Source organism: Maribacter sp. PR66 (genome assembly GCF_028464205.1).
GTDB lineage: Bacteria > Bacteroidota > Bacteroidia > Flavobacteriales > Flavobacteriaceae > Maribacter > Maribacter flavus.
Map to the genome: position 1 here is coordinate 138,166 of NZ_JAQPCH010000010.1, position 11,648 is coordinate 149,813.

Genomic DNA, 11,648 nt, shown 5'->3' on the forward strand with positions numbered 1-11,648 from the left:
AGTTTGTATGCTTACAAATATAGAAATAGCGGTTTATTTGATGGTGGATTTACATCGTAGATCATCTTTAGTTATCAACAATTGGAGTACATTTGCGCTGAGCAGGCCACCTTATCGCTCCCGAATTACATCGGGGGAGGAAAGTCCGGACACCATAGTGCGGTATAGCGGGTAACGCCCGTCCGCCGTAAGGCGAGGACCAGTGCAACAGAAAGCAAGTACAGTTAGGCTGTAGTGAAATCAGGTAAACTCTATACGGTGAAACGTCATGTAAATCGGTGTTTGAGGGCTGCACGCTCGAGCCGAAGGGTAGGCGGTTGGAACCATGGGGTAACCCATGGTCTAGATAAATGATAAGGTTTCGTTCAAGGAAAACAGAATCCGGCTTATGGCCTGCTTTTTTTAGAATTTGCGTTCCACCATATTTACAGGTTCAAGATTCTCATCGATGGATATTTCAAAATCGATGACGCCCAATACCAATTCCTCCGTAGTGATGACCTCTACCTTCCATTGGCCCGGCCAAATATTGTTTTTATAAGTATAGCCCCTGAAACCATCGTCCCTACCGCCTTTTATCTCATACCCGATATCCTCTACCAGTTCCCACTCCAAAGATTCTTCATTGAACCATTTCCATCGGTGTAGGATGGATTTTTCCAAATCCGTCGGGGCGAAAACGGAAGAAAAAATATACACGTTTTCGTTCGGCTTAAAGCTAAATTTTGTCCTATGGTCCCGCCAAAAAATGAATGTGTCGTTTTTCTCGTAGGCAACGGTATAGGTATCCCCTTTTTTTTCAACATAATGGGCTACAATACCTTCATCGAGTGCAAGGGGGACAGGTGGAATTAATCTAAAATAATAAAACAGGTTTATGAAGGCGTATATGGATATAATGAGTGAAAGCAACTTGCCTATATGTATTTCCCTTCGTGTGCTGGGGCTCATAACATAGATCAAAATTATCAAGGCTAGGGTACAGCCAAGACTTATGAATCCAGAAATAAAGAATACTTGGGGACTCATTTTTGTTGTAACTACCGGAATCATGAAGGCGAAGAAAGTAAAGCTCAGGAAAAAGTAGACGCTGAACTGTAAGTATTTGTTGGATATCCTTTGTTTTAGAAATTCATTGGCAACCAATAGGACCATGAGGATCAAAAAGAATGAAACGGTCTTTGAAAGGGATACGCTCCTTGAAAAATAAATCACATAGGCACTTGATAATGCCCCAAAGAAAAACTGGATGGCCAATGGGAAGTATTCCTCAAAACGTTCCAAAAAGGTATTATTCCAAGTGCCATCATCGGCTAAATTATAGAGATATAAAGTAATACTAAGGTTGGTCATGTGAAGGCATAGCATTACCAAATCGTAGGTACGGTCTATGCGTCCAAGGGTAAGCACATCAAATAGGAACCCTCCTATAAAAAACAGTAAAGGGGCATACTTTCCATGCTTACGGATAAATCTCCGAAATTTACTATTACGATACTGTACCAGGAACCTTTTCATGGGTATTTTGAAAACTTAAGTATAGGCCGATTCGTAATTCCTTTTAGGCTCAGAAAATATGTATTTTGGCTTACTTAATGTGGTTTCTTCAATTCTAGGTTTTGAAGAAACTAAATACACTGTTGCCATATTTCCTTGAATTATCAAAATGGGGAATTGATTCCAAATTGGTCTGTTTTGAATGCTCGATAACAAGTACGCCATCTTCCAACAAGAGTTCGTTTTCAAAGATTAAAGAGGGTAGTTTTTGGAATTCACCAAGTTCCATATCGTAAAATGGGTCGGCAAAAATGACATCGAATTTCTCCGTATTGCGACTAAGGAAGGAAAAGACATCACTCTTAACGGTTTTGATATCCATTTCAAGTTCGTTGGCTATTTTTGAGATGTAATTGATACAACCGGAGTGCATGTCCACGGCCAGAATATCGTCCACGCCCCGTGAGGCAAATTCAAAACTAATGTTGCCCGTTCCCGCAAATAGGTCCAGCACTTTAAGGTCTGGAAAATAGTATCGGTTGTTTAGGATGTTAAATAGCCCTTCCTTTGCCATGTCCTTGGTAGGTCTGACCGGTAGGTTTTTTGGTGCCAATAACTGCCTGCCTTTATGTTTCCCTGAGATTATTCGCATTATAGGGTGCTAATCACGGTAAAGTCTATGGACGAAGTTTCCGGTATTCCCAAATTCAAATGATTGGGCGAGGAGGGCGCAAATATGGTCAAATCATTTATATAGGAGTAGCACAATTGAAATACTGCATCGTCCTCTTCAATAGTACCGAAAAATCTGACCGCCGTGGTTTCCGTGTCCAAATCCAATTGCTCCAGCACAAAAAGGAGATAGTAGGCAAAATCCTCCTTGGTCTGGTAAGGGAAACTATTATAGAAGCTTAGACTTTTTTGTTTTAAAACGGTAATATCCATTTGTCTTTGACCCACATGGACATAACAGACACTCTCTCCTTGATTGCCATAGTTATCCAATAAGGATTGGATCAGTACGGAACCATTGTGCAGAAATGTAAACTCGCCAAAAAGCTCGTAGATATAGTTGTTTACATTCGTAAAGGGAACATAAATATTGACAATATCAAAACCCTCCAACATGTCAAAGGCAAGCGCATCCGTAGCCAATAATTTGGTATTGAACTTCAGGTATTCTGAAAGGGATTCTTCATTAAAAAGGGGCTTCGGTACCAATGAAAACAGCGTATTGGAATGAACAACGACTACCTCATCGAATTGATTGCCCGTCAATGTATGCTTTCCCAAAAGTGTTTTTACCTCCTTAAGTAATGCTTCGGGGTGCTGTTCTTCGGAAAATAAAATACTATCGGATAATAGTACCCTGTGCGAAACGGTATCCGCAATACAAAAAGAAAGTCCATTCAAGCTCACTTGAATGGACAATTTCTTAAAGTTTTTATCTGCTATGTCAATATCCTTATTGATCGCCTTTTTTGTCATAGATAGGAGGCCAGTTTCCACTGGTACTAACTTCTGTCAAGGAACCCACCTTTATTTCGGATCCACTCACTTCTTCCACACTCATTAAAGAATTCTCCTTTGCCAATAAATCCTTTGGTTGGTCATATAAAACAACACTTTTGGCAACTTTCACTTCATATACAGGTGCCCTATAACCACTCTTTTCGATAATATCAGCTTTCATTGTGAATGTTTCGCCATTTGGAGCAGTAGGTACGGTTGCTAAATCCTTATACCTTGTGTCACTTTTGAAGAGTGAATCCTTAACAGATACAAAGTCTAAAGTATCCACAATAACAGTATCTTGCTGAAGGTCAATTTGATACGTTTTATCGTATCGCATGAAAGAAGAATCCCTTTGCTGTGTTATCACATAACTACCAGTGTCTATGAATTTAATCAAGCTAGGGAAATCGTTGGCATACTTACCATTGGCACTTTTATAGGCTTCCTGAGAATTTTTAATATCTTTTAGTTTCGCTATAACTTTGCCAAAACGTTCAACTTTAACCTCGTTAAACTCGATTGGCCCTGTTACCGATTTGTAAATCAAATAGCCTAAACCGATACATGCAATCCAAAGTACAATCTGTATTATGGTCTTCATTTCTTAAGTGTTAATTTAATTTAGTGGTTGTCACAAATCTACAATTTTTTTTTAATCGCAAAAGTTTTTGCCCTAAAAATCCTTTTATATTTGGGGCTCCATGAAGTTACAGACACCTGCTATTTTTTTTAAAGAGTTGGAAACCAAGTTTCCACATGAGCCGACCCTAAAACAACGAATAGCCCTTGAAAAACTGTCCAACTTTATCCTTTCCAAAAAGAAGGACGAGGTTTTTGTTTTAAAGGGTTTTGCAGGTACAGGAAAGACTACTTTGGTTGGTACCTTGGTCAATAGCCTATGGAAGACCAGGATGAAATCGGTTTTGATGGCACCCACGGGCAGGGCGGCCAAGGTCATGTCCAACTATTCGAAAACACAGGCATTCACCATCCATCGAAAGATATACTACCCCAAAAAGCAAAGTGGGGGCGGGGTTCAATTTGTGATGGCACCCAATAAACATAGGGACACCGTATTTATAGTGGATGAGGCCTCTATGATTCCCGATACCCCGGCAGATTCCAAACTGTTCGAAAATGGTTCCCTATTGGATGATCTCCTCATGTTCGTTTATTCCGGTCATAACTGCAAATTACTTTTGATCGGGGATACCGCACAGTTACCGCCCGTCCATTTGGAATTGAGTCCCGCCTTGGACGAGGACAAACTCGCCCTAAATTATAATAAGGAGATAGTCCAATTGGAATTGGATGAAGTTGTGAGGCAAGCCGAAGATTCAGGAATCTTGGTGAACGCCACCATGTTAAGGGAGCAGTTGAATGGAAGTTATTTTGACAGCTTTCAGTTTGATGTGGGCCCGTATTCCGATATTGTCCGATTGATAGACGGGCATGACATTCAGGAAGCCATTGACGAATCCTATTCCAAAAACGGAAAAGAGGAAACGGCGATTATCGTACGTTCCAATAAAAGGGCGAACCTTTATAACCTCAATATTAGGGAGCGAATCCTGTTCTTGGAGCACGAGTTGGCAGCAGGTGATTTTATGATGGTCGTAAAGAACAACTATTTCTGGCTTAAACCCAATTCTGAAGCAGGCTTCATAGCCAATGGTGATATCATAGAGGTATTGGAAATTTTTGCCTTCAAGGATCTTTACGGATTCAAGTTTGCCGAAGTCAAGGTTCAAATGGTCGATTACCCCAATATGAAACCTTTTGAGACGGTTTTACTGTTGGATACCATAAAGGCGGAATCCCCGTCCCTTTCTTATGAGGATGGCAATAGGCTATATCAAGAAGTGATGAAGGATTATGCCCATGAGAAATCCAAGTACAAAAAGTTTCTCGGCGTAAAGAACAACAAATATTTCAATGGACTTCAGGTAAAATTCTCATATGCGATTACCTGCCATAAGTCCCAAGGAGGGCAATGGAACACCGTATTTGTGGAGCAGCCCTATCTGCCAAACGGTCCGGACAAAGAATACCTAAGGTGGCTGTATACCGCCGTAACCAGGGCCAAGGAAAAGCTATACCTTATCGGCTTTAAAAGTGATTTTTTTCTTGAATAGGAAACCGTTACTTTAGTATTGGAATATAATAGACCGAAGATTTTCAAAGTCCGGTTTAAGAAAGGAACAATATGACATCAGAAACCATCATAAGTATTTTTCTCGGTATTGGGCTCGCCGCTTCCGTTGGTTTCCGGGTATTTTTGCCATTGTTCGCTTTGAGTTTGGCTGCTTATTTTAATGTGTGGGAATTGAACGATAACTGGCAATGGATCGGAAGTTTGGCCGCCTTGATTACCTTGGGAGTAGCTACCTTGGTGGAGATATTCGCCTATTTTATTCCTTGGGTGGACAATTTATTGGATAGTTTTGCAGTGCCTTTGGCTGCCATCGCGGGTACGGCCGTAATGGTCTCCACGGTGGCCGATTTAGACCCTGTGGTAACGTGGTCCTTGGCCATTATTGCCGGCGGGGGAACGGCTACTGCCATCAGGGGGGCGGGCGCCACGGGCAGGTTGGCATCCTCTACGACAACGGGAGGTCTGGCCAATCCCATTTTGGCGACCGTGGAAACGGGAACCGCTACGGTGGTGAGTATCGCATCCATATTCGCCCCCATTTTGGCCGCGGTACTGGTCATCATCATTTTAATAGTAATTTTTAGAATTTATAGAAGTCTAAGGCCCAAGGCAAAAACATAAGAAGGTGAAGATAATTGCAATGATTCCGGCGCGCTATGCGGCCTCAAGGTTTCCGGCAAAACTGATGCAGGATCTATCGGGCAAGCCCGTCATAGTAAGGACCTATCAAGCGGCGGTGAACACGGGACTTTTTGATGCCGTGTATGTGGTAACGGATAGCGATATCATTTATCAAACGATTCTAGCCGAAGGCGGGAATGTGCTCATGAGCCAAAAGGAGCACGAATGTGGTAGTGACAGGATTGCAGAGGCGGTAACGGATATGGACGTCGATATCATCGTAAATGTACAAGGTGACGAGCCTTTTACGGATCGGGAGAGCCTACAAGGAGTCATAGGGGTATTCAAGCAGGATTTTGACAAGGAAATCGATTTGGCATCCTTAATGGTCAGGATAACGGATGAAGATGAAATCAAAAACCCCAATACGGTAAAGGTGATTGTTGACAATCGAAATTTTGCCCTCTATTTTTCCAGGTCACCCATCCCGTACCCACGGGCCAAAGGCGATTACACACGGTATTATAAGCACAAAGGAATCTATGCCTTTCGAAAAAGCGCCTTGATGGATTTTCAACGATTGCCTATGTTGCCATTGGAAGCCACGGAGAAAATAGAGGCTATACGCTATTTGGAATACGGAAAAAAAATAAAAATGGTAGAGACTACCGTAACCGGTATCGAGATAGATACCCCGGAGGATTTGGAAAGGGCAAAGGCGGCATGGAAATAAATTTTAAGGACATACAGGTCGTAGGTTTTGATGCGGACGATACCCTTTGGGTGAACGAAACCTATTTCCGCGAGGCGGAGGAAGCCTTTGCGGACCTTTTGGAAACCTATGAGACCAAGAACAAGATAGACCAAGAGCTCTTTAAGATGGAAATCAAGAACTTGGATTTGTACGGATACGGTATAAAAGGCTTCATGTTGTCCATGATTGAGTCGGCCTTGGAACTGTCCAATAATGAGGTAACGCAAGAAACACTTTCTAAAATTCTGGATTTGGGCAAACGTATGATTTCGCATCCGGTGGAAATATTAGATGGTGTGGTGGAAGTGCTGGAAAAACTACAAGGTAAATACAGGTTGATCGTATTGACTAAGGGCGACCTCTTAGATCAGGAAAGAAAGTTGGAACGCTCCAACCTATCGGAATACTTTCATCATGTTGAGGTGTTGAGCGATAAGAAGGAGAAAAACTATCAGGACCTTTTGGACCACTTGGAAATCGATGTGAAGAATTTTTTGATGATCGGAAATTCCTTAAAATCAGATGTTCTACCGCTTGTGAATATCGGTGCAAAGGCGGTTCACGTGCCCTTCCATACCACATGGCAGCATGAAGAGGTGGCGGAGCCCAGGGAAAAAAAAGGATATATAACGGTATCGAAACTTACGGATGTTTTGAATTACCTTTAAATAGAACGGATGGAGACAAGCAAGGAAATGGAAATGAAAAATATACCTACAAGGGCATCCCAAAAGTTTCGAAACTTTCCCATGGTACCCAGAGTGGTCTTTGGAAATGGCAGTTTTGACCAATTGGGGGATATTTTGTTACCGAAACGCAAAAATTCGGACGCGCCCATTATTTTGTTGGTGGACGATGTATTTGAGGACTCAGAACTGCATGCCAGGATACCCCGGATTTTTTCGGATCAAATTATTTTCATTTCTGCGGATGAAGAACCCAAGACCCAGCAGGTAGATGCCTTGGTGAGGCAAATCAAGGAATCCTTTCAGGAAATGCCGTCCGGGATTGTGGGTATTGGCGGAGGTACTTTACTTGATCTTGCCAAGGCCGTAGCCATATTGCTGAATAATTCTGGAAGTGCGGCCGATTATCAGGGTTGGGATTTGGTACATAGGGAATCGGTCTACCATGTCGGAATCCCTACCATCAGCGGTACCGGGGCCGAAGTCTCCCGAACCACGGTGCTTTTGGGACCTGAAAAAAAGTTGGGCATCAATTCGGACTATACCACATTTGACCAAGTGATCTTAGATCCGGAGCTTACCAAAGGTGTGCCCAAGGAACAATGGTTCTATACGGGGATGGATTGTTTTATCCATTGTATAGAAAGTTTGAACGGGACCTATCTGAATGCCTTCAGCCAGAGCTATGGGGAAAAGGCTTTGGACCTCTGCAAGGAAGTTTTTTTGGACACTATTGCTGAGGAAGAATCCCGAAACAAGTTGATGATGGCGTCATGGCATGGGGGTATGAGCATCGCCTATTCACAGGTAGGCGTGGCACATGCCATGAGTTATGGCTTGGGGTATCAATTGGGCATCAAACACGGTTTGGGCAATTGTTTGGTGTTTCAGTACTTGGAGGAATTTTATCCGGAAGGGGTTGTGATTTTCAACGAGATGCGAAAAAAACACCACATCGAGCTTCCAAAAGGTGTTTGTGCCGGTCTGACCGAAAATGACTTGGATACCATGATATCCATCGCCATGGGAATGGAACCCTTATGGGAAAATGCCTTGGGGCCAAATTGGAAATCGGTCATTACTCCGGCCAAATTGAAATCCATCTATAGAAAAATATAGGAAATCCTTCCCAAACCCAGATGCAGAGACTTTCGCGTTTTATTTACTTCAAGCTTTTAGGTTGGAAAATGACAGGTACGTTTCCTTCCCATTTGGATAAGTTTGTCATAATCGTCGTGCCCCACACCAGTTGGTGGGATTTTCTCTTGGGGCTATTGGTGAGAAAAATATTGAATGAGGAAATCAACTACATTGGTAAGAAAAGCCTTTTTGATTCCCCGTTTGGCTGGTTTTTTCGTTGGACTGGCGGTGCTCCTATAGACCGAAGCAAAAGTAACGACACCGTTAGTGCCATTGTACGAATTTTTGAAAGCAGGGAAAAATTCAGATTGGCCCTGTCCCCCGAAGGCACACGTAAAAAGGTAGAAAAATGGAAAACGGGCTTTTACCACATTGCCAAGCAGGCAAGGGTTCCCATCGTCATGGTCGCCTTTGATTATGGCCAGAAAGAAGTGAAGTTTTCCGAACCTCAAATACCTACCGAAAATCAATCAGCTGATTTGGAAAAATATGAGTCCTTTTTTATGGGTGTGAGGGGGAAGGTTGCCAAATCATAAAAAAACATCGCTAAGAGTCTTGCAGTCAATCGATTCTAACAACAGGTCCTAAAAAACTTAAAGTGTTTCGGAAAGAAAGTATAAGTTAATTTTAAGGATATAATGTGCATTTCATCGATTTTTTCAGGAATATTTAACAAAATTTTGCAAAAAGTTAAATTTCTGACTAGCTTCACTTAATAGTCCCCCGCAGTATTTTTTATTAAGAATTTTTTTAGTCACGGATTAAGGCCCCACATCTTAATTTTGATACTTCTCATTTGTATGCTTTGGTATTTAAATAACTAAATATCATAACATATGGGGAACTCTACTCTTAGATTTTCAAAATCTTTTTCAACCTATTTTTCCATCGCCTTGATTTGTCTTTCTTTTTCGACATTGAAAGCACAGGAGCAAATGGACCTACGAGAGCTTGACGGTTTGAATTGTACTGCAAATGATGTGGAAGTTCTTAGTGCATCACTTGGATCCACTACATGCCCAACATGTACCCCTGGTGAAACCATTACTGAAGAGCTCTTCATTACAATAAGACATAATACTAATAGTGACAGGCCTGCCTTAGCAATATTGGGTGATTTAACAGTGGTAGATATGAATGGTAATAGCACGACTACTGTGTTCGCACGCTGTAGTGGTCCTATAATACCCAAAAAAAATATTAATGATAATATTCCAGTTGGGAATGGAGGAAATGGTGTCCAAACAATCTCTTATGGTGAAATAACCTTTGAATGTGGATCTCAATTTACCCTGGACAATATACTATTGGTTTGGACGGTACCGTCCGACCCTGATTGTCCAATTCCAGCCTCCGATCCGCCCCCTCCTTCAAAATGTGGGGCTCCCGGTATTTCATTGGAAATTACTCCTCCTTTAAGTGCGGTTGCCACCGCTGAATGCTCAGGTTCTGATGCTAACGTTGATTTGACGATTGTTGGTGGGGAGGCTCCTTATTCTTACACCTGGACAAGTCTTGATAGTGGATTTACATCTTCAGAAGAGGACCCCCAAAATGTTCCTCAAGGAGAAATTTTAAGTGTTACAGTTACAGATTCCGATGGTTGCACTACCACTACATCAATTACTACTCCCATTTGTTTTGTTTGTCCAACTTTAACAAATGAAACTGCAGATTTTGCTACTTGTGAAGATAACCAAGGTCAGACCTTAAGTGTTCAAACGGACATTGCTGAGATTGATATTGAGTTTTTTATCTTTTCATCGCAGCAAGGCGATCCATATGTAGGCGGTGGTAGCCAATTGGGAACTGCGGTTACACCCAGTGGTGGTACGGCAACTTCTTCAACGGGGATTAGCGGTCTTACCCCTGGCACCTATTATGCGTATGCTATATTGGATACCGACGATCCAGATTTAACAGACCCAGATTGTAGACCTTTTGCTGAGATAGTTATACAAATTGATCCTGTTGCTGACGCGGGCGACGACAACGCTACCAGCGTGTGCGACGGCACCGTGGTGGACCTGACGACCTTGGTCAGCGTTCCCGGGGGTAGCTTCAGCGATGCCAGCGGTGACATCCCCAGCAGCTTCGACACAACGGGCCTCTCACCGGGGAGCTATGATATAACGTACACGGTGGGCAGCGGCAACGACAGCTGCCCCGCGGACACGGCCACCATTACGGTGAACGTTGACACGCTTGCTGACGCGGGCGACGACAACGCTACCAGCGTGTGCGACGGCACCGTGGTGGACCTGACGACCTTGGTCAGCGTTCCCGGGGGTAGCTTCAGCGATGCCAGCGGTGACATCCCCAGCAGCTTCGACACAACGGGCCTCTCACCGGGGAGCTATGATATAACGTACACGGTGGGCAGCGGCAACGACAGCTGCCCCGCGGACACGGCCACCATTACGGTAACGGTTAACCCGTTGCCAGATATACCTGAAATTAAAATAGAAAATGCTACTTGCGATATTGAAGGGTCTGCGGTTATAACTAATTATATGGAGGGTCTCGAGTATACTTTCCTACCAACAGGCCCCATGGTTGATGGTACTGGATCCATTACAGGTTTCATATTAGATACCGCATATTCAGTAATTGTAAAGGATTTAAATAGTGATTGTGAGTCCGAATCTACAGTATTCAGTGTAGGTTCATGGGAGGAGATGACCTGTAGCATAACACAAGACGTTCTTGCCACGGACCACATCACGCCTGACGGTGTTGCCACGGTGCATCCTGTTGGCGGCAGCGGTCACTATACGTATCTATGGGACAACGGCGAGACAGGCCAAACGGCCACTACCTTGACCTATGGTATTCACACAGTAACGGTAACGGACGCTAACGGTTGTGAGACGACCTGTCAGATAGACATCGCCAAGGAGCTCTACTGTTGGACGAATTTGATAAGCAACGTGAGCTATGCGGGAGGCAGCGATGGTTCCGCCCGGGTACGCGGCAACGGGGGCTACAGGCCCTATACCTTCCGGTGGGAGGACGGCAGCACTGGCGAGGTGAACGACCACCTGTCGGCCGGTACGCACTATGTAACGATAACGGACGCCACGGGCGCTACTTCGCAGTGCAGTGTTACCATATCGGAACCGAACGAAGGAAACTGTACGGACCTTACCTGTAGCGTGGACCAGGACGTTCTTGCCACGGACCACATCACGCCTGACGGTGTTGCCATGGTGCATCCTATTGGCGGCAGCGGTCACTATACGTATCTATGGGACAACGGCGAGACAGGCCAAACGGCCAC

Annotated in this window: 11 protein-coding genes and 1 other RNA gene; 8 read left to right on the top strand and 4 right to left on the bottom strand. The window is 43.6% G+C overall.

The annotated features are described in order from the left end of the window. Positions 1 to 98 precede the first annotated feature (98 nt). An RNA gene (gene rnpB, locus PP181_RS15780) (RNase P RNA component class A) lies at positions 99 to 404 on the top strand. On the opposite strand, the gene PP181_RS15785 is transcribed toward rnpB, so the two are convergent. The 4 genes from PP181_RS15785 to PP181_RS15800 form a co-directional block, all read right to left on the bottom strand. Next, positions 403 to 1,518 carry a DUF2914 domain-containing protein gene (locus tag PP181_RS15785; RefSeq protein WP_272637798.1) on the bottom strand — a complete coding sequence of 372 codons (1,116 nt, stop codon included), beginning with the start codon at positions 1,516 to 1,518 and terminating at the stop codon, positions 403 to 405. The two genes, rnpB and PP181_RS15785, sit on opposite strands and share 2 nt — an antisense overlap. A 94-nt stretch (positions 1,519 to 1,612) precedes the next feature. Beyond that, entirely contained in the window at positions 1,613 to 2,149 is a 537-nt protein-coding gene (locus tag PP181_RS15790; protein WP_154918663.1) for an RsmD family RNA methyltransferase, read from the bottom strand. Further along, complete coding sequence (locus PP181_RS15795) at positions 2,149 to 2,985, bottom strand: DUF3822 family protein (protein ID WP_272637799.1); 837 nt, start codon at positions 2,983 to 2,985, stop codon at positions 2,149 to 2,151. Before PP181_RS15795 ends, PP181_RS15790 begins: the two co-directional genes overlap by 1 nt. Next, positions 2,963 to 3,613 carry a hypothetical protein gene (locus PP181_RS15800; RefSeq protein WP_138259155.1) on the bottom strand — a complete coding sequence of 217 codons (651 nt, stop codon included), beginning with the start codon at positions 3,611 to 3,613 and terminating at the stop codon, positions 2,963 to 2,965. Before PP181_RS15800 ends, PP181_RS15795 begins: the two co-directional genes overlap by 23 nt. Positions 3,614 to 3,713: 100 nt before the next feature. Here PP181_RS15800 and PP181_RS15805 point away from each other — a divergent pair, with 100 nt between their 5' ends. From PP181_RS15805 to PP181_RS15835, 7 genes are all read left to right on the top strand, one after another. Continuing rightward, complete coding sequence (locus PP181_RS15805; RefSeq protein WP_272637800.1) at positions 3,714 to 5,147, top strand: ATP-dependent DNA helicase; 1,434 nt, start codon at positions 3,714 to 3,716, stop codon at positions 5,145 to 5,147. 71 nt (positions 5,148 to 5,218) lie between these two features. Then, a complete protein-coding gene (locus tag PP181_RS15810) occupies positions 5,219 to 5,788 on the top strand; it encodes a DUF4126 domain-containing protein (RefSeq protein WP_154918666.1) in 570 nt (189 codons plus the stop codon). A 19-nt stretch (positions 5,789 to 5,807) separates the two neighbouring features. Then, positions 5,808 to 6,521, top strand: a complete 714-nt coding sequence (kdsB, locus tag PP181_RS15815) for a 3-deoxy-manno-octulosonate cytidylyltransferase (RefSeq protein WP_272637808.1) — start codon at positions 5,808 to 5,810, stop codon at positions 6,519 to 6,521. Continuing rightward, complete coding sequence (locus PP181_RS15820; RefSeq protein ID WP_154918668.1) at positions 6,512 to 7,210, top strand: HAD family hydrolase; 699 nt, start codon at positions 6,512 to 6,514, stop codon at positions 7,208 to 7,210. Before kdsB ends, PP181_RS15820 begins: the two co-directional genes overlap by 10 nt. Positions 7,211 to 7,219: 9 nt before the next feature. Then, the gene (locus tag PP181_RS15825; RefSeq protein WP_272637801.1) at positions 7,220 to 8,347 is read left to right on the top strand and encodes an iron-containing alcohol dehydrogenase family protein; all 1,128 of its coding nucleotides are present in this window, start codon (positions 7,220 to 7,222) and stop codon (positions 8,345 to 8,347) included. 20 nt (positions 8,348 to 8,367) lie between these two features. Then, positions 8,368 to 8,904 (top strand): 1-acyl-sn-glycerol-3-phosphate acyltransferase, encoded by a 537-nt coding sequence (locus PP181_RS15830; RefSeq protein WP_272637802.1) that lies wholly within the window; start codon positions 8,368 to 8,370, stop codon positions 8,902 to 8,904. 597 nt (positions 8,905 to 9,501) lie between these two features. Further along, the coding region (locus tag PP181_RS15835; RefSeq protein WP_272637803.1) for a hypothetical protein at positions 9,502 to 11,648 on the top strand (2,147 nt) is incomplete at its 3' end.